Source organism: Sinomonas atrocyanea (genome assembly GCF_001577305.1).
In the GTDB taxonomy this organism is placed as follows: domain Bacteria; phylum Actinomycetota; class Actinomycetes; order Actinomycetales; family Micrococcaceae; genus Sinomonas; species Sinomonas atrocyanea.
The window spans coordinates 216,346-242,731 of the sequence record NZ_CP014518.1 but is presented as its reverse complement, the minus strand read 5'-3'; the positions used below and the strand labels follow the sequence as shown (position 1 = coordinate 242,731).

The 26,386-nt window shown below is 73.4% G+C and carries 26 protein-coding genes, 1 tRNA gene and 1 pseudogene; 15 read left to right on the top strand and 13 right to left on the bottom strand.

All coding sequences use genetic code 11. The annotated features are described in order from the left end of the window. Positions 1-146: 146 nt before the first annotated feature. Complete coding sequence (locus SA2016_RS01160) at positions 147-1,253, top strand: GTP pyrophosphokinase (protein WP_066494474.1); 1,107 nt, start codon at positions 147-149, stop codon at positions 1,251-1,253. A 19-nt stretch (positions 1,254-1,272) separates the two neighbouring features. Here SA2016_RS01160 and SA2016_RS01155 read toward each other — a convergent pair whose 3' ends face one another. After that, positions 1,273-2,871, bottom strand: coding sequence for a S53 family peptidase (locus SA2016_RS01155; protein ID WP_066494472.1), 1,599 nt, complete (start codon positions 2,869-2,871; stop codon positions 1,273-1,275). Positions 2,872-3,044: 173 nt separating this feature from the next. On the opposite strand from SA2016_RS01155, the gene SA2016_RS01150 reads away from it, so the two are divergent. Continuing rightward, positions 3,045-4,043 (top strand): bile acid:sodium symporter family protein, encoded by a 999-nt coding sequence (locus tag SA2016_RS01150; RefSeq protein WP_229710823.1) that lies wholly within the window; start codon positions 3,045-3,047, stop codon positions 4,041-4,043. A gap of 70 nt (positions 4,044-4,113) precedes the next feature. Next, a complete protein-coding gene (locus tag SA2016_RS01145) occupies positions 4,114-4,572 on the top strand; it encodes a Dps family protein (protein WP_066494468.1) in 459 nt (152 codons plus the stop codon). 9 nt (positions 4,573-4,581) lie between these two features. Here SA2016_RS01145 and SA2016_RS01140 read toward each other — a convergent pair whose 3' ends face one another. Next, a complete protein-coding gene (locus tag SA2016_RS01140; protein ID WP_066501790.1) occupies positions 4,582-5,493 on the bottom strand; it encodes a LysR family transcriptional regulator in 912 nt (303 codons plus the stop codon). An 88-nt stretch (positions 5,494-5,581) separates the two neighbouring features. Here SA2016_RS01140 and SA2016_RS01135 point away from each other — a divergent pair, with 88 nt between their 5' ends. From SA2016_RS01135 to SA2016_RS01120, 4 genes are all read left to right on the top strand, one after another. Beyond that, the gene (locus SA2016_RS01135; RefSeq protein ID WP_084249216.1) at positions 5,582-9,277 is read left to right on the top strand and encodes a proline dehydrogenase family protein; all 3,696 of its coding nucleotides are present in this window, start codon (positions 5,582-5,584) and stop codon (positions 9,275-9,277) included. A 194-nt stretch (positions 9,278-9,471) separates the two neighbouring features. Further along, positions 9,472-10,050, top strand: coding sequence for a VanZ family protein (locus tag SA2016_RS01130; protein WP_084249215.1), 579 nt, complete (start codon positions 9,472-9,474; stop codon positions 10,048-10,050). 222 nt (positions 10,051-10,272) lie between these two features. Then, positions 10,273-10,827 (top strand): hypothetical protein, encoded by a 555-nt coding sequence (locus tag SA2016_RS01125; RefSeq protein WP_066494464.1) that lies wholly within the window; start codon positions 10,273-10,275, stop codon positions 10,825-10,827. Between the two features lie 106 nt (positions 10,828-10,933). Continuing rightward, complete coding sequence (locus tag SA2016_RS01120) at positions 10,934-11,404, top strand: NUDIX hydrolase (RefSeq protein WP_066494462.1); 471 nt, start codon at positions 10,934-10,936, stop codon at positions 11,402-11,404. 36 nt (positions 11,405-11,440) lie between these two features. Here SA2016_RS01120 and SA2016_RS01115 read toward each other — a convergent pair whose 3' ends face one another. Both SA2016_RS01115 and SA2016_RS01110 read right to left on the bottom strand, forming a co-directional pair. Next, a complete protein-coding gene (locus SA2016_RS01115) occupies positions 11,441-12,238 on the bottom strand; it encodes an alpha/beta fold hydrolase (RefSeq protein WP_066494460.1) in 798 nt (265 codons plus the stop codon). A 155-nt stretch (positions 12,239-12,393) separates the two neighbouring features. Then, positions 12,394-13,152, bottom strand: a complete 759-nt coding sequence (locus tag SA2016_RS01110; protein WP_066494458.1) for a LysR family substrate-binding domain-containing protein — start codon at positions 13,150-13,152, stop codon at positions 12,394-12,396. A 22-nt stretch (positions 13,153-13,174) separates the two neighbouring features. Here SA2016_RS01110 and SA2016_RS01105 point away from each other — a divergent pair, with 22 nt between their 5' ends. Continuing rightward, on the top strand, positions 13,175-13,630 hold the full coding sequence (locus tag SA2016_RS01105) for a DUF5997 family protein (RefSeq protein ID WP_066494456.1): 456 nt from the start codon (positions 13,175-13,177) through the stop codon (positions 13,628-13,630). A gap of 42 nt (positions 13,631-13,672) precedes the next feature. On the opposite strand, the gene SA2016_RS01100 is transcribed toward SA2016_RS01105, so the two are convergent. Together SA2016_RS01100 and SA2016_RS01095 are read right to left on the bottom strand one after the other, a co-directional pair. After that, positions 13,673-13,891: a hypothetical protein gene (locus SA2016_RS01100; protein ID WP_066494455.1), complete on the bottom strand. Its 219-nt coding sequence runs from the start codon at positions 13,889-13,891 to the stop codon at positions 13,673-13,675. Positions 13,892-13,977: 86 nt separating this feature from the next. Next, on the bottom strand, positions 13,978-14,352 hold the full coding sequence (locus SA2016_RS01095) for a VOC family protein (RefSeq protein WP_066494454.1): 375 nt from the start codon (positions 14,350-14,352) through the stop codon (positions 13,978-13,980). Between the two features lie 129 nt (positions 14,353-14,481). Here SA2016_RS01095 and SA2016_RS01090 point away from each other — a divergent pair, with 129 nt between their 5' ends. Continuing rightward, the gene (locus SA2016_RS01090; RefSeq protein WP_066494453.1) at positions 14,482-15,576 is read left to right on the top strand and encodes an alanine racemase; all 1,095 of its coding nucleotides are present in this window, start codon (positions 14,482-14,484) and stop codon (positions 15,574-15,576) included. A 132-nt stretch (positions 15,577-15,708) separates the two neighbouring features. Beyond that, positions 15,709-15,954, top strand: a complete 246-nt coding sequence (locus tag SA2016_RS01085; protein WP_066494451.1) for a hypothetical protein — start codon at positions 15,709-15,711, stop codon at positions 15,952-15,954. A gap of 34 nt (positions 15,955-15,988) precedes the next feature. On the opposite strand, the gene SA2016_RS01080 is transcribed toward SA2016_RS01085, so the two are convergent. The 4 genes from SA2016_RS01080 to SA2016_RS01065 form a co-directional block, all read right to left on the bottom strand. Further along, complete coding sequence (locus tag SA2016_RS01080) at positions 15,989-16,903, bottom strand: PaaX family transcriptional regulator (protein WP_084249214.1); 915 nt, start codon at positions 16,901-16,903, stop codon at positions 15,989-15,991. After that, positions 16,900-18,219: a kynureninase gene (locus tag SA2016_RS01075; RefSeq protein WP_066494450.1), complete on the bottom strand. Its 1,320-nt coding sequence runs from the start codon at positions 18,217-18,219 to the stop codon at positions 16,900-16,902. The genes SA2016_RS01080 and SA2016_RS01075 overlap by 4 nt, the downstream gene beginning before the upstream one ends. 3 nt (positions 18,220-18,222) lie before the next feature. Then, positions 18,223-19,092, bottom strand: coding sequence for a tryptophan 2,3-dioxygenase (gene kynA, locus SA2016_RS01070; RefSeq protein ID WP_066494444.1), 870 nt, complete (start codon positions 19,090-19,092; stop codon positions 18,223-18,225). Positions 19,093-19,208: 116 nt separating this feature from the next. After that, a complete protein-coding gene (locus SA2016_RS01065; protein ID WP_066494442.1) occupies positions 19,209-19,748 on the bottom strand; it encodes a TetR/AcrR family transcriptional regulator in 540 nt (179 codons plus the stop codon). Between the two features lie 74 nt (positions 19,749-19,822). Between SA2016_RS01065 and SA2016_RS01060 the strand changes: the two genes are divergently transcribed. Beyond that, entirely contained in the window at positions 19,823-21,373 is a 1,551-nt protein-coding gene (locus SA2016_RS01060) for an MFS transporter (RefSeq protein ID WP_066494441.1), read from the top strand. Between the two features lie 109 nt (positions 21,374-21,482). Then, complete coding sequence (locus tag SA2016_RS01055; protein WP_066494439.1) at positions 21,483-22,019, top strand: YbhB/YbcL family Raf kinase inhibitor-like protein; 537 nt, start codon at positions 21,483-21,485, stop codon at positions 22,017-22,019. A 95-nt stretch (positions 22,020-22,114) separates the two neighbouring features. Here the strand turns inward: SA2016_RS01055 and SA2016_RS01050 are convergent, their stop codons facing one another. Together SA2016_RS01050 and SA2016_RS01045 are read right to left on the bottom strand one after the other, a co-directional pair. Then, a complete protein-coding gene (locus tag SA2016_RS01050) occupies positions 22,115-22,495 on the bottom strand; it encodes a fluoride efflux transporter FluC (RefSeq protein ID WP_066494436.1) in 381 nt (126 codons plus the stop codon). After that, the gene (locus tag SA2016_RS01045; RefSeq protein WP_244932796.1) at positions 22,492-23,187 is read right to left on the bottom strand and encodes a fluoride efflux transporter FluC; all 696 of its coding nucleotides are present in this window, start codon (positions 23,185-23,187) and stop codon (positions 22,492-22,494) included. Before SA2016_RS01045 ends, SA2016_RS01050 begins: the two co-directional genes overlap by 4 nt. Before the next feature lie 79 nt (positions 23,188-23,266). On the opposite strand from SA2016_RS01045, the pseudogene SA2016_RS22570 reads away from it, so the two are divergent. After that, positions 23,267-24,771, top strand: a pseudogene (locus tag SA2016_RS22570) (lipase maturation factor family protein). A 45-nt stretch (positions 24,772-24,816) separates the two neighbouring features. Here SA2016_RS22570 and SA2016_RS01035 read toward each other — a convergent pair. Next, a tRNA-Leu gene (locus SA2016_RS01035) sits at positions 24,817-24,902 on the bottom strand. A 289-nt stretch (positions 24,903-25,191) separates the two neighbouring features. On the opposite strand from SA2016_RS01035, the gene SA2016_RS01030 reads away from it, so the two are divergent. Both SA2016_RS01030 and SA2016_RS01025 read left to right on the top strand, forming a co-directional pair. Further along, positions 25,192-25,914, top strand: a complete 723-nt coding sequence (locus SA2016_RS01030; protein ID WP_066494434.1) for an FHA domain-containing protein — start codon at positions 25,192-25,194, stop codon at positions 25,912-25,914. After that, positions 25,911-26,384 carry an FHA domain-containing protein FhaB/FipA gene (locus tag SA2016_RS01025; RefSeq protein ID WP_066494431.1) on the top strand — a complete coding sequence of 158 codons (474 nt, stop codon included), beginning with the start codon at positions 25,911-25,913 and terminating at the stop codon, positions 26,382-26,384. Before SA2016_RS01030 ends, SA2016_RS01025 begins: the two co-directional genes overlap by 4 nt. The last annotated feature ends 2 nt before the right edge of the window (positions 26,385-26,386 follow it).

Sequence of the window (26,386 nt, the reverse complement as noted above, 5' to 3'; positions counted from 1 at the left end):
TGCGTTCCTGCCCACATTGGGCCACGATCACCGGCGCGCCTCGCGAGGCACGCCGGTGATCGGCGTGTGCGGCGGCCCAAGCTGGACAGGAACGGACGGCACCGGTCCGCGGCCCGGGTGTCGGCCCCGGTTGCTACGGTTCTTGCATGGCCTCCACCTATGACCACCTCGACGCCGGGCAGCGCGCCATCGTGGACGCGTCCGTCGCGACGTACGAGCGCGTCCGGCCGATGCTCAAGAGCGTCACGAGGGACATGATCCAGACGCTCATCTCGATGTTCAAGGACGCCGAGGTGACGCCGCTGTTCGTCACGGGCCGCACCAAGACGGTCGAGTCCTTCCGGGAGAAGATCTCCCGGCTCGACCCGCCGGCCGTGCCGGGAGGCGAGCCCACGCTCAAGTTCCCCGACCCGTTCCGGACGCTCAACGACATGGTCGGGGTCCGCGTCATCACCAAGCTGCCCGCCGAGAACGCCGTGGTGGCGAACCTCATCAAGCGGCAGCGGCAGATCTTCGACTGCCGCGGAGACCGCGAGAAGGCCATCGGCTCGATCGAGTCGGGCACGTACGGGTACTCGAGTCGGCACCTGATCCTGCGCACGCTCCAGAACGACACCGTGCGCGCCTACCAGGCCGTGTTCAACCCCGAGCTGCCGGCCAACGGCTCCTACTTCTTCGAATGCCAGATCCGGACCGTCTTCGCGCACGCCTGGAGCGAGATCGAGCACGACATCCGGTTCAAGGGCGAGGACCCGAGGGCCTGGAGCCCCCAGTTCGACCGGCAGTTCACCGCCACGGCGGCCATGCTCGAGGTCGTGGAGAAGGAGTTCGCCGAGCTCCACGAGCGCTACGAGACCGTGGTGAGCTTCTGGGACGAGGCCGGCGAGGGCGCCGCCCCGCTCACCCCCGAGCGCATCCGCGAGGTCTGGCAGACCCTCCTGCCGCACGTGGACCGGAAGATCGACGACGACTGGGGCTGGGCCGCCGAGCTCGTGGCCGCCCACGGGCTCACCGAGACGCGCCAGCTGGTCGAGCTGCTCGACGCCGAACGGATCACCGACGTCCGCAAGGCGCTGGACCACCGGTACTCCCCCGGCCCCGACCGCCTCCTCGACGACCTCCTGCTGTGGCGCTACGGCCGGGAGCACATCGAGCTCACGGCCGAGCCGGCCGACGCCGGGCCCCACCCCCGGCGGGACTCCCTCCAGCGGCGGCTGAAGCAGATCGAGCGCTACCGCCTGACCGGCCGGTAGGCGGCAGCGCCCGGCCCGCTCAGCCGCCCTGGCCGCCCAGGGCCGCCAGGAGCGCAGTGCCGTTCGGGGACCCCAGGCCCGTGCACGGGTCCCAGCCGGGGCCCGCGTGGTAGGTGCCGTTGCTGCCCGAGGTAATGTCCCGGAAGGCCCCCGCCTGCGCGTAGAGCGCGGGCTGGAGCAGCCCGAGGCGCCGGCCCGTGGCCTGGGCCAGCCGGGCGACGAGGGCCGCCCACAGCGGGGCCACCGCGCTCGTCCCGCCGATCACCATGTCGGTACCGTCCACGCGGACCTGGTAGCCGGTCTGCGGGTCGGCGACCGCGCTCACGTCGGGGACGCCGCGGCCGTGCTTCGCCGGGTGCGGCCCGGGCTTGGGCCTGTGCCGGGCGGCCGCAGCCGACGAGTTCTGCCAGGCCGGGGCGGGGAAGACGTCGCTGTACCCGCCTCCGGTCGCGGATGTGGTCGGCGAATCGTTCCAGACCGTCTCCGAGGTGATGGTCCCGGACGCAGCGTCGGCGACCAGACGGGTGCCCCCGCACGCGAGCGCGTGGGGGCTCGAGGCGGGGAAGTCGGCGTGGTCCTTGCCGTCGCCCACGCCATCCGTGCTGCCGCGGTCCCCCGCCGCCGCGGTGACGGTGACGCCGAGGGCCGCCGCGTCGGCGAGTGCCTGGTCCATCGCGTTGCGCGCCTGGGCGGTCCAGGCGTCCTCGCTCTGGCCCCAGCTGATACTCAGGGAACAGGGGGCCGGCGTGGCGTGCGAGGCCTGCACGAGCGCGTCGAGGAAGCCGGCGTCGGTGTTCGGGCCGAAATAGACGCTGATCGCGGCCTTGGGGGCCAGGGCGCCCACCACTTCGATGTCGAGCAGCACCTCCCCGTCCGCGCCCTGCGGGTCCTGGCCGGGCTGGTTCGCGGCGCCGTCCACCCCCACGGCGGTCACCGAGGGGGTGGGGAGGCCCAGGCCGCCGAAGTAGGCGTCGAGGTCCGCCTGCCCGAACCCGCCACCGAGCTCGAGGATGGCGACCGCCTGGCCCGTGCCGTCCGTCCCGGCGGGGAATCCGTAGATCCGGCCGAGGTCCGGCGGGCTGTAGCTCGTGCCGGCGGCGGCGCGCGGGATCGCCCGGAACTGCGCGCGTGCCTGGGGACGGTCGTCGAGGCCGAGGACCGCCGTGACCACGCCGTCCAGCGAGGCGGGAATCCGGAGGCTTCCGGTGCGGTGCCGGTGCGCGACGGACTGCCCGTGCGGCCCGGAGCTCGTGACGCTCTCGAGGCTCGTGCCGAAGATCCGGCAGAGCTGCTCGACGGTGCCGGCCAGGCGGATCCTGCGGGAGGCGGCGTCGGCCTCCACCACCTCGGCCCCGAGCCGGGTGAACGTCTCGGTGGCGAGCCTGAGGTCCTCGTCCGAGGCGCCGTGGCGCGCGGCGAGCTCCTCCGGCGAGAGCGGCGCCTCGGAGGGCTCCGACGGAAGGGGGGCCCTGCGGCGCAGCACCACGGTGATCTGGATGCGTTCGGCCGGGTCGGCCGCCTGGCGCGCCGCGAGGCCGGGGGCGGGGGCGCGCTCCGAGCCCTCGAGGATGACGCTGGGCTCCTCGGCGGAGGATCCGGGGGCTGGCTGGTCGGTCATGGCGTTCTCCGTTCGTGGGCCCCGCGGGCCCGTGGCTGCGGGAGGGTGCGGTCCGGTACCGGCGACGATACGACCCGGGCGGCGCGCAGACCATGCCCGCGGTCGGCGATTCGCCGTCCGGATGACGGGCGCGGGTCGCTTGATTAGGTGCCCGATGCAACCATAGGACCGTGATCCCCGCGCCATCCCAGCAGACAGCCCCTGCCCCCGCGCCCTCGAGCGCCGACCGCGACGCGAAGCTCGCCGTCACCGTCTTCCCGGTCCTCGTGCTCCTCGCAGGCCTCGTCGGCTTCCTCATCCCCGGCCCGATCAAGGCCGGAGCGCCGGCGGTGCCGTACCTCCTCGGCGTCATCATGTTCTGCATGGGGCTCACGCTCACCCCGCCCGACTTCGCCTCCGTGGCCAGGAGGCCGTGGGCGGTGGCCCTCGGCCTCGTGGCGCACTACGTGATCATGCCGGGGGCCGGCTGGGCCATCGCCACGGCGCTGCAGCTGCCGCCGGAGCTGGCCGTCGGCGTGATCCTCGTGGGCTGCGCGCCCTCGGGCACGGCGTCGAACGTCATGGCCTACCTCGCCAAGGGCGACGTCGCGCTCTCCGTGGCCGTCGCGACCGTCTCCACCCTCGTGGCGCCGCTCGTGACCCCGGCGCTGACGCTCCTGCTCGCGGGCTCGTTCCTGCACGTCGACGCCGGGAGCATGATCTTGGACATCGTCAAGACCGTGCTGATCCCGGTGGTCCTCGGGCTCGTGGTCCGCGTGTTCCTCAGGAAGGCCGTGGCGAAGGTCCAGCCCGCGCTGCCCTGGATCTCGGCGGCCGTCATCGCCGCGATCGTGGCGATCGTCGTAGCCGGCTCGGCCAGCAAGCTCGTGGCCGCGGGCGGGATCGTGCTGCTCGCCGTAGTGCTCCACAACGGCTTCGGACTGGGCCTCGGCTACCTCGCCGGGAAGGCCGGCCGCCTCGATCGCAGGGCCCGCCGCGCGCTCGCCTTCGAGGTGGGGATGCAGAACTCCGGCCTCGCCGCGACGTTGGCCGGCGCGCACTTCACGCCGCTCGCGGCGCTGCCCTCGGCGGTGTTCTCCGTGTGGCACAACGTCTCCGGAGCAGTCGTGGCAGCGTGGCTCGCCCGCCGTCCGGTGCCCGACGCCGGGCAGGCGCAGCGCGCCGGGCGCTAGGGTTTTTCCCCGGCTGCGGCTGGGGTAAGAGGCCGGTATCCCGATTCGTCCCGATGGAAAGGACCCGGCCATGAAGGCTTCCGACCAGCTTGCCCACGGACTGCAGGCGATCCTCGTGGATCTCATCGAGCTCTCGCTCCAGGGCAAGCAGGCGCACTGGAACATCGTGGGACCGAACTTCCGCGACCTGCACCTGCAGCTCGACGAGGTGGTGGCGGCGGCCCGGCTCCACGCCGACGAAGTCGCCGAGCGCCTGCGCGCCCTCCACGCCGTTCCGGACGGCCGGACCGCCACGGTCGCCAAGACCACCTCGCTGTCCGAGCCCAATGACGGCCTCGTGAGCACCTCCAGCACGGTCGACGCCGTCGTGGCCGCCATCGACTCCGTCTGCGCCACCGTGCGCGGGGTGTACGACGCCGTGGAGAAGGACGACGCCGCCACGACCGACATCCTCAACCAGATCCTGCTCCAGCTGGAGAAGCTCTCGTGGATGGTCGGCGCGGAGAAGGCCAAGACGACCGCCCCCTAGGGCACCGGCCTAGGCCGGCAGGACAGCCTGCGCGGCCTCCTCGAGCGCCCGCCGCACGGCCAGCATCACGGGATTCTGCGCGGCCGCCGAGCGCATGGAGGTGAAGACGGTCCGGTGCGGGGCGCCGTCGAGCGCCACGAGCCGCGCCGCGGGAGTCCTTCCCACCCAGACGAGGTCCGGCAGGAAGGCCGCGGCGTTGCCGGATTCGACGAGGCGGACGTGCGCCTGCAGGTCCGCGGTCTCGTAGCGCACGTCCGGCTCGAAGCCGGCGGCGCGGCAGCTCTGCTCGGCCCAGTGCCGCGAGGCTGCGCCGTGCGGCTCCATGACCCACGGCAGTGCCGCTGCCCCCGACAGGCCGTCCGCGGCGTCGAAGGCCTGGCCGGTGCCCGCCGGCGGAAGGGCGAGCCGGATCGCGTCCTGGATGAGGCGCTGCCGGTCCAGGCCGGGGTAGTGGGGCGCAGCGTGGTGGGGGTACTGCTCTGCCACGACGATGTCGAAGCTGCGCGCCCAGGTCTCGCGCAGCGCGGTCTCGGGCTCGTGCTGGACCATCTCGACCCGCAGGAGCGGATGCCGCTCCCCCAGGGCGCGCAGGGCGGCAGGCAGGAGCGCGAGCGCTGCGGTCTGGAAGACCGCGAGCCGGACGGTTCCCTGGACCTCGCTCGCGCTCGCGGCGAGCGCCGCCTCGGTACGCTCGAGTTCGGCGAGCAGGTTCTCCGTGTGCGCCACGAGCACCTCGGCCGCGGGGGTGAGCACGACGCCGCGGCCGGACTTCCGCGTCAGCGGCACCCCTGCCTCGCCCTCGAGCAGGGCCAGCTGCTGCGACACCGACGAGGGGCTGTAGGCGAGGGCCTCCGCCACCCCGGCGAGCGTCCCCCGGATGCTCAGTTCGCGCAGCAGTCTGAGCCGGCGGATCTCGAGCATGATGCCTCCCAATTCATCGGATTTCCTCACGGGTATCGATCGGAAATCATCGCTTCTCCTTTCGTATTGTGCGTCACATACTGGCTCCATGACCACGCACATCCAGGCCCGGCGCTCTGCGGGCCGCATTGACGAATCCCCGGCCCAGGCACCCGCTTCGGCGGCCCCGGCCGCGCCGCATCCGATCCGCCCGCAGGACCTCGCGGACGCCGCCGTCGCGCAGGTCCGCTCGTGGCTCGACGCCGCCGCCGCGCTTCCGGTCGATCCCGCCGCCGCCCAGCTCGCGGGCGTGCTCCAGGACCCCGACGGCCTGCCCTTCACCGTGGGCTTCGTGGACGGTGTGGTGCGCCCGGAGGACCTCGGCGTCGCGGCCCGCAACCTCAAGGCCCTCTCGGCCAAGGCGCCCGGCTTCCTTCCGTGGCCCCTGCGGGCAGCGCTCGCAGCGGGCGGGGCGCTGGCCCCGGCGGCGCCCGGCATGGTGGTCCCCGTGGCCCGACGCGTGCTGCGCGAGATGGTGGGCCACCTCATCGTGGACGCCTCGGACGCCCGGCTCGGCCCCGCCATCGCCAAGATCCGCAAGCCCGGGATTCGGCTGAACATGAACCTGCTCGGAGAGGCGATCCTCGGCCGGGGCGAGGCGGCCCGGCGGCTCGAGGGGACCCGGCGCCTGCTCGCCCGCGACGACGTGGACTACGTCTCGATCAAGGTTTCCGCGACGGTGGCCCCGCACAACCACTGGGCCTTCGAGGAGGCGGTGGAGCACATCGTCGAGTCGCTCACGCCGCTGTACCGCCTGGCGGCCTCGGCCCCCACGCGCAAGTTCATCAACCTCGACATGGAGGAGTACAAGGACCTCGACCTGACCATCGCCGTCTTCACGCAGCTGCTCGAGCGCGAGGAGTTCCGGGGGCTCGAGGCCGGGGTCGTCCTCCAGGCGTACCTTCCCGACGCCCTCGGGGCGATGGTCCACCTCCAGGAGTGGGCCGCGCGGCGCGTCGCCGGCGGCGGCGCGCCGATCAAGGTGCGCGTGGTCAAGGGCGCCAACCTGCCCATGGAGCACGTGGACGCCGAGATCCACGGCTGGCCGGCGGCCACCTGGGGCTCCAAGCGCGAGACCGACACGTCCTACAAGGCGATCCTCGACTACTCGCTCACGCCCGAGCACCTGGCCAACGTGCGCGTGGGCGTGGCCGGGCACAACCTGTTCGACGTCGCCCTCGCGTGGCTGCTCGCGAAGGCCCGCGGGGTGGACACCGGGGTGAGCGCCGGCTCGGGCCTGATCGAGTTCGAGATGCTCCTCGGCATGGCCTCCGCCCAGGCGCAGGCGGTCCTGGCCGATGTGGGCCACCTGCTGCTCTACACCCCCGTGGTCCACCCGGACGAGTTCGACGTCGCCATCGCCTATCTCATCCGCCGCCTCGAGGAGGGTGCGAGCCAGGAGAACTTCATGTCCGCGGTCTTCGAGCTGGGCTCGGACGACCCCCGCGGCGCTGCCCTCTTCGAGCGCGAGAAGGAGCGCTTCCTCGCCTCGCTCGAGGCGCTCGGCTCCGCGCCGTTCACGGGCCCCGACGGCCGGCCGGCCATTCCTGCCCCGAACCGGACGCAGGACCGCAACCGGGACGTCCCCGCCCCGTCCGGGGAGCGCCTCCTCCAGGCCGTCTCGGGCCACTCCCAGCATCTGACCTCGAGGGGGAAGGCCGGGGCCGGGTTCGCCAACACCCCGGACACCGACCCGGACCTCCCCGCGAACCGCGCCTGGGGTCGCGCGATCATCGCCCGATCGGAAGACAGCCGCATCGGCATGGACACGATCGAGCAGGCGACGATCGGCACCGAGGGCGAGCTCGACGGCGTCGTCCGCGCGGCTGCCGCCGCCGGCGAGGCGTGGGGCGCGCTCACCGGCGCCCAGCGCGCCGCTGTGCTGGACGAGATGGGCCGCTCGCTCGAGCGGCACCGCGCGGACCTGCTCGAGGCCATGGCCTCCGAGGCCGGCAAGACCCTCGACCAAGGCGACCCCGAGGTCTCCGAGGCGGTCGACTTCGCCCACTACTACGCGACGCTGGCCCGCGAGCTCGATGCCGTGGACGGCGCCCGCTTCGTGCCCAGCCGCCTCACCGTCGTGACGCCGCCGTGGAACTTCCCGGTGGCGATCCCGGCCGGGTCCACGCTCGCGGCGCTCGCCGCGGGCTCCGGCGTCGTCATCAAGCCCGCCCAGCAGGCCCGGCGCTGCGGCGCAGTCATGGTCGCCGCCCTGTGGGAGGCGCTCGAGGCGACGCGCGCGCAGACCGGGGTGGGGCCCGAGGTGCTCGAGCTCGTCCAGCTGCCCGAGCGTGGACTCGGCCGGCAGCTCATCGCACATCCCGAGGTCGACCGTGTGATCCTGACGGGCGGCTACGAGACCGCGCAGCTGTTCCGCTCCTTCCGGCCGGACCTGCCGCTGCTCGCCGAGACGAGCGGGAAGAACGCCATCATCGTCACGCCGAGCGCGGACCTGGACCTCGCGGCGAAGGACGTGGCCTACTCGGCGTTCGGGCACGCGGGGCAGAAGTGCTCGGCCGCCTCGCTCGTGGTCCTCGTGGGCTCCGTCGCCCGGTCCCAGCGGTTCCGCAACCAGCTCGTCGACGCGGTCGAGTCGCTCCACGTCGGCTACCCGTGGGACCCGCGCAGCCAGATGGGCCCCGTGATCGAGTCTCCGGGTGAGAAGCTGCGCCGCGGCCTCACCGAGCTCGGGCCGGGCGAGCACTGGGTGCTCGAGCCGCGCCAGCTGGACGACTCGGGCAAGCTCTGGAGCCCCGGGGTGCGCGCAGGCGTGCGCCCGGGCAGCGAGTACCACCTGACCGAGTACTTCGGCCCCGTCCTCGGCGTCATGACCGCCAGGACGCTCGAGGAGGCCGTGCAGCTCGTCAACCGGGTCGACTACGGCCTCACCTCCGGCCTGCACTCCCTCGATCCCGCCGAGATCGACTACTGGGCAGGGCACATCGAGGCCGGCAACCTCTACGTCAACCGCGGCATCACGGGCGCCATCGTCCAGCGGCAGCCGTTCGGCGGCTGGAAGAAGTCCGCGGTCGGCGCCGGGGCGAAGGCCGGCGGCCCCAACTACCTCGTGGGCCTCGGCTCGTGGACGGACGCCCCGGACGGGGCCGCGCCGGCGGCAGAGCGGAACCTCTGCCGTGCCGCCGCGGACCTCCTCGCCGCCGCCCGCACCGTTCTCCCCGCCGACGACGCCGCGTGGCTGGCGGCCGCCCTCGGCTCGGACGCCGCAGCCTGGGCCGAAGAGTTCGGGGTCTCGAAGGACGTCTCGGCGCTGGCCTGCGAGCGCAACGTGTTCCGCTACCGCTCCGTCCCGGTGACCGTCCGGTTCGACGCGGCGACCTCGGGACACGGGACCGCCGAACTGCTGCGGGTGGCAGCAGCCGGGCTGGTGGCGGGATCCACCGTGACGGTGAGCACCGCCGTCGGCCTCCCTGGGCAGGCCCAGGACGTGCTGCGCCGCCACGGCGTGACCGTGACGGTCGAGGACTCCGCCGCGTGGCTGCGGCGCGCGGCGGCCCTGGGGTCGGGACGGGTCCGGCTCATCGCCGGCACGGACGACGACGCGGCCTCCTCCGCGCGGGCGCTCGCCGACGCCGTGGGCGGCACCCCGGACGTGGCCGTCTACGCGCACCCTGTCGTGTCCGCCGGCCGCGTGGAGCTGCTCCCCTTCCTCCACGAGCAGGCCGTCTCCGTCACGGCGCACCGCTTCGGGAACCCGAACCCGACGGCAATGACTGTCAAGCTCTGACTCGACGACGGTGCATCAGGCGGGACCGCACGCTCCGGGAGCGACGCCACACCCGGGCGGGACCGCATGCTGGACGGGGCGCGCAGGGGGGGCCTGCGCGCCCCGGAGGCCTTCGTGACCTCGTGGCGCTTCGGCGGTTGTCGAACCCACATCTCACAGGAGCACAACAGGTTCCCTGGGTAACGTCCCGCCGCATGGACGTGCGACCCCAACCCGCCTCAGCTGGGGTGGATGACCCGAGGTGGCGATCCGCCACGAAACGGGCGAAAGCGGAGACCGGGATCATCTTCGCCGTCTTCGCTCTCTACACGGCCTTCCTCTTGAGGCTGCTTCTCTTTTCTCGCGCACCGGGTTCGGAGAGATCGCTCAATCTGATTCCGTTCGCGAGTATCGCGGAATTTGTGTCCAGCCACTCTTCCGGAACCGGAAGAGTGGCGTTCGCCAACATCGCCGGGAACATCCTGATCTTTATCCCGCTCGGGTTCTACGTATCGTGGCTCCGACAGCGGGCGGCCGCATGGACGACGATGCTCACGGTCGCCTTGGTCAGCGCCGCTGTGGAGGTCATCCAGGGTGTTTTTGCGGTCGGAGCATCGGACGTCGACGACGTGATCCTGAACTGCGTCGGAGGAATGATCGGAGTCTTCACGTTCAGGCTGCTTTCCGCGCTCCTGCGGGAGCACTCCCTGGAACGGACCGGGATGGCCGTCGTGTCGGTGGTGACGCTGCCCGTCTGGTGCTACTTCCTCTTCGTCATCCGACTGCACCTGTGAGCGCCAACTGCGGTCCTCGCCCTGGCAGCTCGAGGCGCGGCGTTGGAGGGGCCAGGGTGGGTGCTGGGTGCGCCTCTCAGGGAGCCCGCAGCCATGCTCTCGACATGAACTTTTCTGAAATAGTCGCGTGCAGTAGTGACATGTACAGCTCCTGTCACGAATCATAGACTTGCCATCTCAGATGCCCCCGGGGAAGACGTCCCCCGAAACAGGAGAGATCTCATGTCCAGATTCAGCGCACTTGCCTCGCACAAGCTGGTGGTCGCTGCGGTAGCCGCCGGGGCGATCAGCCTCGGCGGAGCCGCGGCCGCCGCCATCGCCGCCCCGGGCGTCCAGCCCGCGGCAGACCAGCCCACCGCCACGTCGACGGCCCAGCCGACCGAGACGGACTCGCCCGAGCCGAGCGAGACCGCAGAGCCCACCGAAACGGCCCAGCCGACCGAGTCCGAGTCGCCGGAGCCGAGCGAGACCGCAGAGCCCACCGAGTCCGCCCAGCCGACCGAGTCCGAGTCGCCGGAGCCGAGCGAGACCGCAGAGCCCACCGAGACGGCCGATCCGACGCAGAGCGCCGCCTCGGACGGGAGCGGCCCTGCCGAGCAGGCCTCGGAGGTCGGCAAGCAGGCCTACATCGCCGCCCACTCCCGGCCCTCGACCCCGGCTCCGCGCTGGGTGTCGCAGTGGGTGCACCAGTACGTGCCTGGCGCGGCCCAGCAGCACGCGTCCCAGGACGGCCAGCAGGAGTCCGGCGACCACAGCGGATCGCACCACGGCCACTGAGCCCTGACGCCAGCAGAGCCGCCCGCCGCCGGGGGCCGAGGACTTCCTCGGCCCCCGGCGGCGTCTCGTAGGGCGGCGTCTCGTAGGCTGGGGCCATGGAGGTTCCATGCCGATGAGGAGCGCGGGCATCCTGCTGTACCGCCGCCCGGCCGGGTCCCCGGACGGGCTGGAGGTCTGGATCGCCCACATGGGCGGCCCGTTCTGGGCCCGCAAGGACGAGCACGGCTGGTCCGTGCCCAAGGGGCTGTGCGAGGGGGACGAGGATCCCCTCGCCGCGGCCCAGCGTGAGTTCGCCGAGGAGATCGGCAGCCCGCCGCCCGAGGCCGACTACGTGCATCTCGGCGAGTTCCGGCAGCCCTCCGGCAAGGTGATCACGGCGTTCGCGGCGGAGGCGGAGTTCGAGCCGGCCGACGTCGTGAGCAACACGTTCGCCCTCGAGTGGCCCAAGGGCTCGGGACGCGTCCAGGAGTACCCCGAAGTGGACCGCGCCGAGTGGGTCAGCGAGCCCGTGGCCCGGGTGAAGCTCGTCAAGGGCCAGATCCCCATCCTCGACGCGCTCCTCACCCGCCTCGGCTGATTCCCGCAGCCGGCCCGGTCCCGCAGTTGCGGCGCGTCAGGGCACGTCGAGGAACGCGAGGACGTCACTGGCGAAGCTGGGGGCGAGCGGGATGCCGACGTGGCCGCGGCCGTAGTAGATGATCAGGCGCCCCCGCGGCAGCCCGCGGGCTGTCTCGCGGAACACCGTGGCGCCGTAGGGAGCATCCTCGTCGCCGCCCACCACGAGGGTCGGCACCTCGATGCCGGCGAGGCGCGCGGTGAGGTCGAAGCGGTCCTCGGCGCGGAGCACCGCCATGACGTCCGTCGTGGAGCCGCGGTACATGAGCGGGCCCATGACCCACCCGGCCCAGCTCTCGAGGCTGCGCGCTGCCGGACGCAGCCCGCCGAGCCGGACCATCTCGATCCCCGCACCGCGGAGGTCTCCGGCCTCGAGCCGGCGCAGGAGCGCCCGCTGGCCCGCCTTTCCCACCGGCCCGAGCCGGCAGCCGCCCGCCACGAGGACGAGCCTGCGGACGAGTTCGGGACGATCGTGCGCCAGCTGGAGGGCCACGGCCGCCCCGGTGGAGATCCCGAGGACGTCCACGGGCGCCCCGAACCGCGGCAGCCGCTCGGCGTAGTCCGCTGCGATGTCCGCCATGGTGGTCTCCGGGGGCAGCCCCGAGCGCCGGTTCACCCACCAGACCTCGCGCTGCCGCGCGAGGGGGCCCAGCGGCTGGGACTCGGCGAGGAAGGCGGGCCCGCGCGGGACCTCGTGCCGAGGGGTCAGCCCCGGGATCACCACGAGCGGCGGCCCGGACCCGAGCCTGAAGGAGGGCATGCCCTCGAAGGGGTTGGCGCGGTCGGTCTGCTCCATGGCGCCCTACCGCCTGCCGCCGACGCGGAGGAACCGGCGGCGGGCACCCGCGGTGCCCGCCGCGCAGGCCGGGCCGTGGCCGTTCGCCGCCGCAGAGCGTTCCATCCTGCTCAGGCTAACCGCGGACACGTCGCGCCGGGAGGGCCGTCGCCCGATCAGGGGCCCCGGCGCTTCCCCGCGCCCGGACGCCCACCGGCCGAGGGCCCCCGCCTGCCTGAGGCACGCCCGCGCCCGCCGCCCGTGCGCGTGGCCTTGGCCGCCCGGCTCGCCTCGTTGCGGGCCTTGGCGTCCTTGGACTGCGACGCGGCCCGGTCCTCGCGGCGCTTCTTGGCGGCCTCGGCCTGGTCCCGCTGCACGGAAGCCTGCCGCGAGCTGTTCGCACTGCGCCCCCGGACCACGCCGATGAACTCCTGGACGTGCTCGGACTCGTCCTCCCGCCGCCACGCCACCCCGACCCCGTACGGGTCCATGCCCGTCACCGGCCGATAGCGCAGATCCTTGCGGTTGAAGTGCCGCACCACCGACATGGGCATGATCGCGAGCCCCGCACCGCCCTCGACGAGGTCCAGGCGTTCGGAGGGCCCGCCGTCGTACTCGAAGAGCTCGTCCTCGACCTCGGCGAGGGGAATCTCCTCGAAGGCCTGGATCTCGTGGCCCTTCGGGGCCACCACCACAGGGAGCTCCTCGTAGAGAGGGATGACGTGCAGCTGTTCGCGCTCCCTGTCCACCGGGAGCCGGACGAAGGCCACGTCCGCCCGTCCGTCGCGGAGCACGGAGAGCTGGTCGGCGTCGTCGACCATCAGGGAGGCCAGCGGCACGTCCGGGAAGCGCTCCTCCCACCGGTGGAACCACTTGCCCGGCGCGACCCCCGCGACGAAGGCAACCTTCAGGGCCTGGGCACTCTCGGACTGCATGCGTCAACGGTAGCCTTGATCCATGAGCTCGAACCCCCAGGGCAGCGCGTCCCAGTCCATGAAGCCGGCCACCGCCGCCAAGAAGCTCGGGATCTTCCTGCCCGCCGCCCCCGCGGAGTTCCAGGAGGGCACGGTCTCCCGCGAGGACTTCGACCAGCTGCGCGAGAACCCGCCCGCGTGGCTCACCGAGCTGCGCGAGCACGGGCCGCACCCTCGTCCGGTCGTGGCGCAGAAGCTCAACGTGACGATCTCGGGCCTCGCCCGCGGAGGCATCACGGAGCCGCTCACCACGGAGCAGATCACCGAGCTGCTCAACAACCGGCCGCAGTGGCTCCAGGAGGAACGGGCCAACATGGCCGCGGTGCGCGAGGAGGCGCGGCGCGTCAAGGCCGCGGCAGAGGAGAAGGCGGCGCGTGCGGCGTCCGGGGCGCACGGCGCCGCGGCGGAGCGGTCGATGCGGGGCGGCCGCCACGGCTGAGGCGCCCCCGGCCCGAGCCGCGCGGCTGGACACCCCGGCGCCCTAGGCCTGCTGCCCGTCCCGGCGCGACGCCACGGGCGGCTGCGCGGCCGCTGCCGCACCCTCCACCGCGGAGACGTGCCGGACGCCGGCCACGATGCCGGCGGCCTGTGCCTCCTGGGCCGGCAGCGCCGCCAGGCCGAACACGGCGACGCCCAGGGCGGCGAGGATCGCGGACCGGAGGCGGGCGCGCCGAGGGCGGCGGCTGTTCGAGGATTCCATGCCCTCCAGCCTCGCGCGCCGCGCTGTGAGGCTGCCCGCGCCAAGCTGTGACGCGGATGTGCGGGCGGGCCCTGCGGCCGGAGGCTTCAGTCCTGATGGAGCTGGATCCAGTTGCCGTGCCGGTCGTCGAACACGGCGGACATGCCCGAGGGATCCTCAACGGGCTCGCCCCGGAACTCGAGCCCGGCGTCGCGGAGGCGCTCGTAGTCCCCCACCACGTCCGGCGAGCCCAGGACGATGGCCGGCAGCCCGGCGTCGTACACGCCCCGGCGGTACGCCTCGGCGACGGGGTTGTCGCTCGGCTCGAGCAGCAGGCCCACGCCGCCGGAGTCCGGGGTGGTGACGATGAACAGGTTCGCCTCGGGCATCGCGAGCAGGGAGTCGAAGCCGAGGACCGAGGTGTAGAAATCGAAGGCCGAGGCGGGGTCGGTCACGTGGATGGAGCACATCTTGATCCTCATCCGCACAGCCTAGGCACGCTCCTGCAGGCCGGCCTAGGCCTCAGGCAGCGCGCCCGACGCCGCGCCTGCGCCGCGCCTGCCCGCCCGGCCTAAGCTGGGTTCCGCCCGACCCCGAGCCCAGGAGCAACCGTGAGCGCTGTCCCCCCGCAGATCGACACCCCCGAGATCATGGTGGACGCCGACGCGCTGCGGCGGAACATCGAGCGCATGGCCGCGGGCGTGGCGGCCAAGGGCCTCGCCCTCCGACCGCACGCGAAGACGCACAAGATCCCCGAGATCGCCGCGCTGCAGCTGGCCGCCGGCGCCGTGGGCCTCACCGTCGCCACGATCGGCGAGGCCGAGGTGTTCGCCGAGCACGGCGCCGCGGACCTGTTCATCGCTTACCCCCTCTGGGTCACCGAGCGGAGCGGGGAACGGCTCCGCCGGCTCGCGCATCGGGCGAGGGTCGCGGTGGGCACCGACTCGGCCGAGGCCGCCCGCGCGATGGGCGCCCATCTGGCCGGGGCCGAGGTCGAGGTCCTCGTCGAGATCGACAGCGGCCACCACCGCAGCGGGGTGACGCCCGAGCAGGCGGTCGGGGTGGCGCGCGCGGCGGCGGACGCCGGACTGCGCGTGGCCGGCGTCTTCACCTTCCCCGGCCACTCCTACGCCCCGGGCATGCCGGCCGAGGCGGCCGAGGCGGAGCGGCGGGCCCTCGCCGAATCGGCGCGGCTGCTCGCCGAGGCGGGGTTCGACGTCACCCGGGTCAGCGGCGGGTCCACCCCGAGCGCCCTCCTCACCGAGGCCGGGCCTACCAACGAGGTCCGCCCCGGTGTCTACGTGTTCGGCGATGCCCAACAGCTCGAGCTGGGCCGCTGCGCGCCCGAGGACGTGGCCCTCACCGTCGCCGCGACCGTGGTGAGCCGCCATGAGGGCTCCTCCGACGTGCCGCGGCGCGTGGTGCTCGATGCCGGCAGCAAGGTCCTGGGCGGGGACCGGCCGGGTTGGGCCACCGGGTTCGGCCGGCTCGCCGACGTCCCCGAGGCACGGATCACCGGCCTCTCGGAGCACCACGCCACCGTGGTCTTCCCGGACGGCGCCGCCCTCCCCGCGCTCGGCGAGCGCCTGCGCGTGGTCCCGAACCACGTCTGCGTGGCCGTGAACCTCGTCGACGAGGTCACCGTGGTCAGCGGTGGGGAGATCGTGGACCGCTGGCAGGTGGCCGCCCGGGGGCGGAACCGGTAACCGCTCGCCGCGGGTGCCCAAGGACCTCTTGCCCGGCATGTGACAGAAGAGTAAAATCCTGTCAATTTCGATGCCTTGCACCAGCCAGACGACTCCGCCTCGGCCCGGCGCGGCGGACGGGCAGGGGGACACATGCGTCACAACCCATCGGGAGCCCCGCAGCGGGAGACCCTGACCATCGCGGCCCTGCACTGCCCGGCCTGCGACACGCTCGCGGACCACGCCATCGCACCAGTGGGCGGGAGCGCGCGGGCCTTCGGCGCCGCCCTGCGGCACCGGCCGTTCACCCTCTTCTGCCTGGCCTGCGGCCGCATCGAGGAGCTCACGCGCGAGCAGGCGAGGGCGGCGCGCTCCTACGCCGCGGGCCGCAGCGCCTGAGGGACGCCAGCGCGCCAGGACGCGAGCGGGCGGCTCAGCCCCCGGCGGTGGCGAGGGCCTGCCGGACGAACTCGGCAGCGGCCTCCGCATGCGCCTCGCGGATGCGGCAGAAGAGGGCGATGCACTCGGGGCCGGGCCAGTCGGCGGGAAGCAGCTCGGGCGGCAGGCCCGGGTCGAGATAGGGGATGACGCGCCAGGCGTCGATGCACCTGACGTACGCGGCGAAGCTCTCCGCGGGCCCCCCGCTCTGCGAGGGGGCCCCCGTCTGGCCGTCGATGAACGCCTGATGCAGCCGCGCGATCCCGGCCAGGTCCCACCACTGCCCCACCTGCCCGGCCGCGGCGGCCCCCGCGGGCAGGCCGCGCGCCGTGAAGAGCACCACGTGGCCTGCGAGCCCGAGCCCGGCGACGACGTCCTCGACCTCGCCGCGCAGGAACTCCGGGCAGATCCACACCCCCGCCTCGACGGTTCCGCAGCCGATCCACATCAGCTGCTTGCGCAGCTGGTGCCGGGCGTCGCGCATCGTCTCCGGGATGGAGAAGACGATGAGGCACCACTCGCCGTCGGCCGCCATGCTGCGCGGCTCGTGGATGCGCCGGTCGCCGCGGGCGAGCATCGCCGCGGCCCCGGGGGCGAGCGCGAAGCCGGCCACGCCGTCGCGCGCCTCCGCCGTCAGCAGGCCGCGTCCCTTGACCCGGCTCAGCGCGGTCCGCGCCTGCGGGACCGGCACGCCGAGGGTGCCGAGCAGGGCGAGGAACGCCTCTGCCGGCATCCAGCCGCCCGCCTCGCGCAGGTACAGGCCCACGACCGTGCGCAAGAGCGAGACCGCGCTGCCGGGCCGCGAGACCATGTCGTCCGCGACCCGCGGCTCCTCGAGCGGGGCAGGGGCCTCGAGGTGGGCGGGCTCCTCGAGGCGGACGGGGGCACCGGCGTGCCCGGCGGCGCTCATGCGAGCTCGGCCAGGACGTCCCGGATCGCCTCGATCCCCGCCTGGAGCTCGGCGAAGGAGGTGCTCAGCGGCGAGAGACCGATGCGCAGTCCGTGCGGGGGCCGGAAGTCCGGGATGACGCCCCGCTCCCACAGCGCGGCCGTGACCTCGCGGAAGCGCGGGTGGTTGAGGGTGATGTGCGAGCCGCGCACCGCGGGGTCGCTCGGGCTCGCGAGCTCGACGCCGTAGGGTGCCAGGAGCCGTCCGGCCAGGGCCGCCGCGAACTCGGTGAGCAGCACGGACTTGGCGCGGATGGCGTCCATGCCGGCCTCGGCGATGACCTCGACCATGGCCGCCAGCGGCTGCATGGCGAGGATCGGCGGGGTGCCGGTGATGAAGCGGCGGATTCCGGAGGCGGGCGTGTAGGACTCGGTCATGCCGAACGGGTCCGCGGCGCCCATCCAGCCCCAGATCGGCTGGAGGAGCCGGTCCTGGAGGCCGGCGCGCACGTAGCCGAAGGCGGGCGAGCCGGGGCCCCCGTTGAGGTATTTGTACGTGCAGCCCACCGCCAGGTCCACGCCCCACGCGTCCAGCTCGAGGGGAACCGACCCGGCCGAGTGGCACAGGTCCCACACCACGAGCGCGCCCGCGCGGTGCACGGCGTCGGTGATCGCCGCCGCGTCCGCGATGAACCCGGAGCGGTAGGCGACGTGGCTCAGGAGCACGACGGCGGTGCGCGGCGAGAGCGCGGCCTCGACGTCCGCGGGGGTCACCCCGGTGGTGGGGTCGGGCTCGATCCACCGGATCGTGGCGCCGCGCTCGGCCGCGATGCCCTCCACGAGGAAGCGGTCGGTGGGAAAGTTCCCCCGGTCGATGACGATCTCGTCCCGGCGCGCGTCGGAGCGCCCCTGCGCGTCGAGGGCGGCGCGGACGAGCTTGTAGATCATGACCGAGGTCGAGTCCGCGACGACCGTCTGCCCCGGTCCAGCACCCAGGACGACCTCGGCGAGGCGGTCGCCCAGCCGGACCGGCTCGTCCATCCACCGCTCGTCCCAGGCCCGGATGAGCCGGTTGCCCCACGGGCCGGCCGTGAACTCTGCCAGCCGCTCGCCGAGGTCGGCGAGCGGGCGGCCGAGCGAGTTGCCGTCGAGGTAGGCGATGACGCCGTCCCCGTCCGGGCCGCCGGCCCCGAGGAAGCGGTCGCGGAAGCGCGCGAGCGGATCGGCGGCGTCGAGCGCCGCCGCGTCGAGGCTGGGGAGCGCGGGAGGGAGGCCGACGGCGGCGGGCGAGGCGGCGCCGTCGTGCGCGCGGGGGGTGGAGGTGCTTGCGGAGGTCACGGCTCAGGCTCCGATCTCGGTGCGGACGGCGTACAGCTCGGGGAAGAAGGTCAGATCGAGGGCGCGCTTGAGGAAGTCGACGCCCGAGGACCCGCCCGTGCCGCGCTTGAAGCCGATGGTGCGCTGGACGGTGCGCAGGTGGCGGAAGCGCCAGGCCTGGAAGTTGTCCTCGAGGTCCACGAGGCTCTCGCATGCCTCGTAGAGGCCCCACGGGGTGGAGTCCTCCTCGTAGATGCGCTGGAAGACGGGCACGAGGTCCTCGTGCAGGGTCCAGGGCTCGCTGACGTCGCGGTTGAGCACGGCTTCGGGGATGTCGTAGCCGCTGCGGGCGATCAGCCGCAGGAAGGCGTCGTACACCGTGGGCTCCTCGAGGACCCGGGAGAGCAGGGCATGCGCCTCGGGCTCGCTCGTGAAGACCTTCAGCATGCCGCGGTGCTTGTTGCCGAGCACGAACTCGATGGCCCGGTACTGGTACGACTGGAAGCCCGAGGAGTTGCCGAGCGAGCCCCGGAACTGCGCGTACTCGCGGGGCGTGAGGGTCCCGAGGACGCTCCACTGCTCGGTGAGCGTGCGCTGGATGGCCTTGACACGGGCCAGGCACTTGAGCGCCTTGCCGAGGTCGTCGGCGTCCATGAGCCGGCGCGCCTCGAGGAGCTCGTGGAGCACGAGCTTGAGCCAGAGCTCACTGGTCTGGTGCTGGACGATGAACAGCAGCTCGTCGTGGTGCTCCGGCTGGCTCTGCGGGTGCTGGGCGTGCAGGAGCTGGTCGAGGGCGAGGTAGCGCCCGTACGTCATGGCGCCGTGGAAGTCGGTGCGGACGGAGTCCTCGATCTTCCTCACGCCCTCGGCCTCGGCCGGTGTGGTGGGGGACATACATCGACGATATCAGGATCATGACGCTCGTCAATAGCGTGAAATCAGGGCCCAACGGCGGCCAGCTCGCCCGGCCGGCTGGGCGAACCGCCCCGGCCATCGCCGCGAGGCGGCCGTCACGCCCCGCGCAGCCGGTCCACGACGGCGAGCAGCCCCTCGAGGCTCGTCCCGAACGCAGCCTCGGGCCAGCCGCCGGCGAGGGTGGAGTAGTGGTACAGCCCCTCCCCCACGAGCATGATCGCGGCGGAGGCATCGGGGTCCGGGACTTCGCGCCGGATGATCTCGAGCCAGGCGGCGTCGAGCTCCTCGAGCGCGGCGAGGGCCCCCGCGTGCCCGGCCTGCGCGAGCCGCACGGTGGCGACGAACAGGAGGTCCAGGTCGGACCCCGTGCTCACCGACGTCCGCACGAAGTACCGCGAGGGGCCCTCGGCGGCGGACGCCATGCGCTCCCGGTCCTCGGCGGCGGCCTCGGCCAGCCGCCCGAGCAGCCCCTCGGCCAGGGCGTCCTTGCTCCTGAAGTGGTACAGCAGGCCGCCCTTGGAGACGCCGGCCGCCGCGGCGACGGCGTCCATGGTCGCCGCCCGCTCGCCATCGGAGACGAGGAGGTCCCGGTAGGCGTCGAGGATCGCCGCGCGGGCCTTGGGGGGTCTGGGCATACCGACACTGTACGCGGCGTTGCGACAGTACCGTCCAGACGGTATAGTTATAGCAACCCCACCCAGGAGCCCCGATGAACCAGGCCACCGCCCAGGCATCACCCCGCCTCGCCCCCCAGACCGCCGCGCGCCGCTGGCTCGCCCTCGCCGCGCTCATGTTCCCTGTGCTGCTCATCGCCGTGGACAACACGGTGCTGAGCTTCGCGGTCCCCGCGATCTCGCTCGCGCTCGCGCCCACCGGGACCGAGATGCTGTGGATCGTGGACGTCTACTCCCTCGTCCTCGCGGGCCTGCTCGTGCCCATGGGGTCGGTCGGCGATCGCATCGGCCGGCGCCGCATCCTCCTCATCGGCGCCACGGGCTTCGCCGGCGTCTCCGCTGCCGCGGCGTTCGCCGCCACCCCGGCCCAGCTCATCGCGGCGCGGGCGCTCATCGGCGTGTTCGGCTCGATGATCATGCCGGCCACCCTGTCCCTGATCCGGAACATCTTCGCCGACGACCGCGAGCGCCGCCTGGCCGTCGCCATCTGGGCCTCGGTCTTCTCCGGCGGCGCCGCGCTCGGCCCCCTCGTAGGCGGGGCGCTCCTCGAGCACTTCGCCTGGGGCTCCGTCTTCCTCCTGGCCGTGCCCCTCCTCGTCCCGGCCCTGGCCCTCGCCCCGGTCCTCGTGCCCGAATCCCGCGACCCGGCGCCGTCGCCCGTCGACCCGGTGGGCATCGCGCTCGTGGTGGGCGCCGCCGTCGCCCTCGTGGGAGGCATCAAGGCGCTCGCGCACGACGCCGGCCCCGCCCCCGCCGCCGCGATCCTCCTCGGGCTCGGGCTGGGTGCAGCCTTCGTGCGCCGCCAGCTCCGCCGTGCCGCGGGCGGCCGGGGCCCCATGCTCGATGTCCGCCTCTTTGCCCGTCCGGCGTTCAGCGCGGGGCTGGCGGCCAACCTGCTGAGCATCTTCTCGCTCGTCGGGTTCATGTTCTTCCTCTCCCAGCATCTCCAGCTCGTGGCCGGGAAGGAGCCGTTCGAGGCCGGGCTGCTCATGCTGCCGGGCATGGTCCTCTCCGTGGTGGCCGGCCTCGCGGCGGTGCGGCTCGCGGCCCGGTTCTCGGTCAGGTCGGTCATGGTGGCCGGGCTGCTGATGAACGGCCTCGGATACGCGGTGGTGCTCGGGGCCGGGCGGGACGGCTCGCTCGCGGGGCTCCTGGCGGGCTTCGCGGTGACCGGCGCGGGCGTGGGCCTGGCGGAGACGCTCTCCAACGACCTCATCCTGGCCTCGGTGCCGCCGGCCAAGGCCGGGGCGGCGTCGGCCATCTCCGAGACGGCCTACGAGCTCGGGGCGGTCCTCGGCACGGCGGTGCTCGGGAGCATCCTGGGCGCGGCGTACCGGGCCGGGGTGCAGGTGCCGGCCGGGCTCCCGGCCGCGGCAGCGGCCAGGGCGCGCGAGACGCTCGGGGGCGCCGTCGAGGCCGCCGGGCTCCTGCCCGCCGATGCCGCCGGGGCCCTCCTGGACTCGGCCCACCGGGCCTTCGACTCCGGCGTCGCGTACACGGCCGCCCTCGGCGCGGCGCTCATGGTGGGGGCCGCCGTCGTCGTCCTGCGGGTCCTGCGGGCGCCCCGAGGCGGGCGGAAATGCTGAGTTGGGCACAGTCCGGACGCCGCGCACCCTGCTCAACCCAACATTTGGCACCCTAGGATCGGAAGCGCGTGGGCGCAACGCCCCGCTCCCCGCGAGAGAGGAGCTGCACATGAGCGGCAACGATCCCTTTGACCGCATCCCGGAGGCGGCGAGCTTCACCGTCACGAGCACCACTGTCGCCGACGGCCAGCCCTGGCCGGCGGCGCAGTACTCCGGCGCGTTCGGCGTCCCGGGCGGCGAGGACGTCTCGCCCCAGCTGTCCTGGTCCGGCGCGCCCGAGGGCACCAAGAGCTACGCGGTCACGGTCTACGACCCGGACGCGCCGACCCAGTCGGGCTTCTGGCACTGGGCCGTGGCGAACATCCCCGCGTCGGTGACCGAGCTGGCCGAGGGCGCGGGGACCGCCACCGGCGAGGACATGCCGGACGGCGCCATCCAGCTGAAGAACGACGGCGGCACGGCCCAGTTCGTCGGCGCCGCCCCGCCCTCGGGACACGGGACCCACCGGTACTTCATCACCGTGCACGCGCTCGACGTCGAGGACATCGGCGTCAATGCCGACTCGTCCCCGGCGTTCCTGGGCTTCAACATCTTCTTCCACACCCTCGGCCGCGCCAGCCTGGTGGTCACCGGCAAGATCGACTAGCTCGCGCTTGGAGGGCCGCGTCCGCCGGGGAGACCCGGCGGACGCGGCCCCCTCTGTCCTCACGGCCGCCAGCCCCCAGGCCTGCCCTGCCGGCCTCAGCCGGCGAGCGCGGCGGCCACCGCGAGCCCGCCCAGCGCCGCGGCCACGCACAGCGCCATGGTGCCCACCCCGTTGACGACGGCGGCCGCCCACCGGCCGCTGAGGGCGAGGCTGACGCTCTGGTAGCTCGCCGTGGAGAAGGTGGTGTAGCCGCCGAGGAATCCGGTGCCGAGGACCGCCTGCACGGCGGGGTCGGCACCGGCGAGCACGGCGCCCGTGACCAGGCCGAGCGCCAGGGACCCCGTGACGTTGATGCCGATGGTCGCGAACGGCAGCGGGCCCCTGACGCGGCGGCTCACGGCGGTGTCGAGCACGTAGCGGGCCACTGCCCCCAGGCCGCCCGCCACCCCGAGCAGCAGGGCCTCGAGCGGGCTCATCGGGGCTCCTCCGGGATGTCCTGAGCGCCCGCGCCGCCGCTGCCGGTTTCGCCCCCAGTTTCGGTCTTTGCCCCCCGCTGGAGGCGGTGGTCCTGACCGGAAGGAGGGGCGGTTTCACGGTCGGGGTGCGGGCGCCCGCCGTGGGGATGCGCCGCGACGTGCGCCTCGGCGGCCAGACCGCGCCGGTCCTCGCGGTGGAGCCACGCCGCCCCGGCGACCCCGAGCAGGGTGGCCGCGGCGCCGCCGAGCAGGCTCAGCGCGAGGTACCACGCGCCGTCGTACGCCCGGCCGGCCACGACGAGGCGCGAGGCGTCCACGGCGAGGGTCGAATAGGTGGTGAACGCCCCGATGAAGCCCGTGCCCGCGGTCAGGCGGACGAGGCGCCGGGCGCCCACGTCCGGGCCGCGCCGCGCGAGCGACTCGAGCAGCGCCCCGAGGGCCAGCGCCCCGACGAGGTTGATGGCGAGCGTCCCGAGCGGCCAGCCGCCCGGTGCGGGGATCGCCGCGCCGAGGGCCCACCGGGACAGGGCGCCGAGCAGCCCGCCGCCGAACACGAGGGCGAGCACCCCCGGGGAGAACGGGTGGGCGAGCCGCGCGGGCGCGGGCAGGCGCGACGGCGCGTGCCCGGCGTGCGGCGCGGGCGCGCCGTCGTGCGCGGGGCCCGGAACGGGGAGGCGAGGGTCGGAAGTCACGGCGGGTAGAGCCTACCGCCCCTCCCTGTGCGCGGCGGGGCGGGCGTAGCGTGGAGGCGTGGACGCGGCATCCGGGTTCATGGCGTGGTTCGCGGCCACCGATGCGGAGGTGGCCCGCTGGGTGCTGCAGCGCGGCGTCGCGGCCCTGTTCTTCGTCGCGTTCCTCTCGAGCCTTAACCAGTTCCCCGCCCTCGTGGGCGAGCGGGGCCTTGCGCCGGTCCCCCGGTACCTCGAGGGCTTCCACCGGGTGCGCCGCCCGAGCCTGTTCCGGTACCGCTACTCGGACCGGCTGTTCCGCTGGGCGGCGGCCGTGGGGCTCGCGGTCTCGGGGCTGCTCGTGCTGGGCGTGCCGCAGGCCGGCCCGTGGTGGGTGCCCCTCGCGGCGTTCCTGGTGCTGTGGGGGCTGTACATGTCGATCGTGAACGTCGGGCAGACGTTCTACGCGTTCGGCTGGGAGATGCTCCTGCTCGAGGCGGGCTTCACGGTCGCGTTCCTCGGCTCGGACCAGGTCCCGCCCCCACGCCCCATCCTCATCCTGGTGGTCTGGCTGGTGTTCCGGCTGGAGTTCGGGGCGGGCATGATCAAGATCCGCGGGGGCGCCGAGTGGCGGGACCTCACGGCGCTGTACTACCACCACGAGACCCAGCCGATGCCCGGGCCGCTGAGCCGCCAGTTCCACCTCCTGCCCAAGTGGATGCACCGCTCCGAGGTGGTGGGGAACCATGTTGCGCAGCTCGTGGTGCCGTTCCTCCTGTTCTTCCCGCAGCCGGTCGGGTCGGCCGCCGCGGCTGTGGTGGTCGTGACGCAGCTCTGGCTCGTGCTCTCGGGCAACTTCGCGTGGCTCAACTGGTCCGCGATCGTCCTCGCGTTCGCCGCCGTGGGCGACGCGGCGGTCCACTGGTTGCTCCCGTTCGTCCCCGAGCGGCTCTCCTCCGCCGCGTGGAACGCCGGCCCCCGGGCGCCGGGCGCACGACGGCGTGGCCCGCCCCGGGCGACTGGGTCACCTGGGTGTGGGTCGGCGTCGTCCTCGCGGCCTCGCTGCTGCTGCTCGTGCTCTCGTGGTGGCCCGCGAAGAACCTCGTCTCGAGCCGGCAGCTCATGAACGCCGCCTTCAACCGGTGGCAGCTCGTGAACACGTACGGCGCGTTCGGGTCCGTGACGAAGAACCGGGTGGAGATCGTGGTGGAGGGCACGCTGGACACCGTGCCGGCCGAGGACGCCGACTGGCGCGAGTACAGGTTCCGCGGGAAGCCCGGCGAACCGGAGCGCATCCCGCGGCAGTGGGCGCCCTACCACCTGCGGCTCGACTGGCTCATGTGGTTCCTGCCGCTGCGCACCGTGCACGAGGACTGGTTCTATGCGTTCCTCGTCAAGCTCCTGGCAGCGGACCCGGCCACGCTCAGGCTCCTGCGCGAGGACCCGTTCCACGGCGAGCGGCCGCGCTGGGTGCGGGCGCGGTCCGCGCTGTATGAGTTCTCGACCCACGCCGAGTTCCGGCAGACCCACCAGCGCTGGGTCATCACGCCGCTGCGGGTGCTCGTCCGGCCGCTCACCCTGCGCGAGAACGAGGAGGCCGGGGGCTGATCCGGCACCGAAAAGGGCCCCGGTCATTGACCGGGGCCCTTCCTGTGGTGCGCGAGGCGGGATTTGAACCCGCACGCCCTTTCGGACACTGGCACCTGAAGCCAGCGCGTCTGCCGTTCCGCCACTCGCGCGCAGCACTCTCACAGTCCGGCAGATACCCGGCCCTGCGAAAGCAGCGAGGTCCAGCATAGCCGAGCGGTCCGCGGATTGCGAAATTGCCCGCGGCGGCTGCGGGCATGGGCGAGGATAAGGGACGGCGCGCCGGGGAACGGTCGTTACGCGGTCGGTACACCCCGGTTCAGACGGCACCCAGAGGCGCCCAGTAGTATCGGGTGAGGACTGTGCACGCAGCGTGCGCGGCTCCGTCAAGCTGTGGCACTGTGCCCGCACCCGCGGGCCCTGGACCTGGAAGGAGGGGCCATGGGACTGCTCGACAGGCTCGAGCGCGGCATCGAGAAGGCCGTCCACGGCGTCTTCTCGACGGGCTCGAAGGGCCAGGTGCAGCCCGTGGAGATCGCCAGCAGGCTGCGCCGCGAGATGGACCGCCAGGCATTCTCGATCGACCAGGGCCGCACGCTCGCGCCCAACGTCTTCGAGGCGCACCTCTCGGACGATGACTTCGAGCGCGCCCGCGGCTGGGGCCAGCCCCTGGCGGAGGAGCTGTGCGACGTGGCCGTGAAGCACGCCCGCTCGCAGGGCTACACCCTGCAGGGCCCGGTCCGCTTCACGTTCCGGCACGACGCCGCGCTCAAGCCCGGCCAGTTCGAGGTCGACTCGCGCACGGAGCGCAACGAGTCGCGCCCGAACCTCCCGGCCGCCCCGACCCGCCAGCCCGTGCGGCTCTCGCCCGTGCTGGAGATCGACGGGCAGCGGTACTCGGTCAACGCGGACTCCGTGGTGCTGGGGCGCTCGAACGAGGCGGACATCGTGGTCGACGACACGGGCGTGTCCCGCCGGCACCTCGAGATCCGCACCGACGGGAGCACGACCTACGCGGTGGACCTCGGCTCGACCAACGGCAGCTACATCAACGGCCACCGCATCGAGGGCAGCGCCGTTCTCCACGACGGGACCACCATCACCATGGGACGCACCAAGATCGTCTTCCGCATGCTTCCGGCACCCCGGGGAGGGAACGCGTGAACGAGCTGACGCTCACCGCCCTGCGGCTGGGGTTCCTCCTGCTCCTGTGGCTGCTCGTCTTCAGCGTCGTGGGCGCGATGCGCCGGGACCTCGCCGTCGGGCGGCGGAACAAGACCGGCGCCCCCACCGCCCGCCAGGTGCGGCGCAACCCCGAGCTCGCCGAGCCGCCCGTGCGCCAGCAGGCGCACCGCCTCGTCGTCGTCGAGGGGCCCCTTGCCGGGACCAGCCTGCCGCTCGAGGGCAGCCCCGTGCTGCTCGGGCGGGCCCAGGAGGCCACGCTCGTGCTCGAGGACGACTACGCCTCCGGCCGCCACGCCCGCCTGTTCCCGCAGGGCAGCCGCTGGTTCATCGAGGACCTCGGCTCCACGAACGGCACCTACCTCGCGGACCAGCAGCTCACCCGCGCCCAGCCCGTGGAGCTGAACGTGCCGATCCGGATCGGCAAGACTGTGATCGAGCTGAGGCCCTGACC

Excerpts from the sequence above, each read along its gene's own strand:
- SA2016_RS01085 (WP_066494451.1), top strand. The coding sequence starts at position 15,709 with ATGCGTCACAACCCATCGGGAGCCCCGCAGCGGGAGACCCTGACCATC.
- SA2016_RS01055 (WP_066494439.1), top strand. The coding sequence starts at position 21,483 with ATGAGCGGCAACGATCCCTTTGACCGCATCCCGGAGGCGGCGAGCTTC.
- SA2016_RS01030 (WP_066494434.1), top strand. The coding sequence starts at position 25,192 with ATGGGACTGCTCGACAGGCTCGAGCGCGGCATCGAGAAGGCCGTCCAC.
- kynA (WP_066494444.1), bottom strand. The coding sequence starts at position 19,092 with ATGTCCCCCACCACACCGGCCGAGGCCGAGGGCGTGAGGAAGATCGAG.
- SA2016_RS01145 (WP_066494468.1), top strand. The coding sequence starts at position 4,114 with ATGAAGGCTTCCGACCAGCTTGCCCACGGACTGCAGGCGATCCTCGTG.
- SA2016_RS01120 (WP_066494462.1), top strand. The coding sequence starts at position 10,934 with ATGCCGATGAGGAGCGCGGGCATCCTGCTGTACCGCCGCCCGGCCGGG.
- SA2016_RS01125 (WP_066494464.1), top strand. The coding sequence starts at position 10,273 with ATGTCCAGATTCAGCGCACTTGCCTCGCACAAGCTGGTGGTCGCTGCG.
- SA2016_RS01160 (WP_066494474.1), top strand. The coding sequence starts at position 147 with ATGGCCTCCACCTATGACCACCTCGACGCCGGGCAGCGCGCCATCGTG.
- SA2016_RS01130 (WP_084249215.1), top strand. The coding sequence starts at position 9,472 with ATGGACGTGCGACCCCAACCCGCCTCAGCTGGGGTGGATGACCCGAGG.
- SA2016_RS01050 (WP_066494436.1), bottom strand. The coding sequence starts at position 22,495 with ATGAGCCCGCTCGAGGCCCTGCTGCTCGGGGTGGCGGGCGGCCTGGGG.
- SA2016_RS01140 (WP_066501790.1), bottom strand. The coding sequence starts at position 5,493 with ATGCTCGAGATCCGCCGGCTCAGACTGCTGCGCGAACTGAGCATCCGG.
- SA2016_RS01060 (WP_066494441.1), top strand. The coding sequence starts at position 19,823 with ATGAACCAGGCCACCGCCCAGGCATCACCCCGCCTCGCCCCCCAGACC.
- SA2016_RS01155 (WP_066494472.1), bottom strand. The coding sequence starts at position 2,871 with ATGACCGACCAGCCAGCCCCCGGATCCTCCGCCGAGGAGCCCAGCGTC.
- SA2016_RS01110 (WP_066494458.1), bottom strand. The coding sequence starts at position 13,152 with ATGCAGTCCGAGAGTGCCCAGGCCCTGAAGGTTGCCTTCGTCGCGGGG.
- SA2016_RS01105 (WP_066494456.1), top strand. The coding sequence starts at position 13,175 with ATGAGCTCGAACCCCCAGGGCAGCGCGTCCCAGTCCATGAAGCCGGCC.
- SA2016_RS01095 (WP_066494454.1), bottom strand. The coding sequence starts at position 14,352 with ATGAGGATCAAGATGTGCTCCATCCACGTGACCGACCCCGCCTCGGCC.
- SA2016_RS01135 (WP_084249216.1), top strand. The coding sequence starts at position 5,582 with ATGACCACGCACATCCAGGCCCGGCGCTCTGCGGGCCGCATTGACGAA.
- SA2016_RS01100 (WP_066494455.1), bottom strand. The coding sequence starts at position 13,891 with ATGGAATCCTCGAACAGCCGCCGCCCTCGGCGCGCCCGCCTCCGGTCC.
- SA2016_RS01115 (WP_066494460.1), bottom strand. The coding sequence starts at position 12,238 with ATGGAGCAGACCGACCGCGCCAACCCCTTCGAGGGCATGCCCTCCTTC.
- SA2016_RS01065 (WP_066494442.1), bottom strand. The coding sequence starts at position 19,748 with ATGCCCAGACCCCCCAAGGCCCGCGCGGCGATCCTCGACGCCTACCGG.
- SA2016_RS01080 (WP_084249214.1), bottom strand. The coding sequence starts at position 16,903 with ATGAGCGCCGCCGGGCACGCCGGTGCCCCCGTCCGCCTCGAGGAGCCC.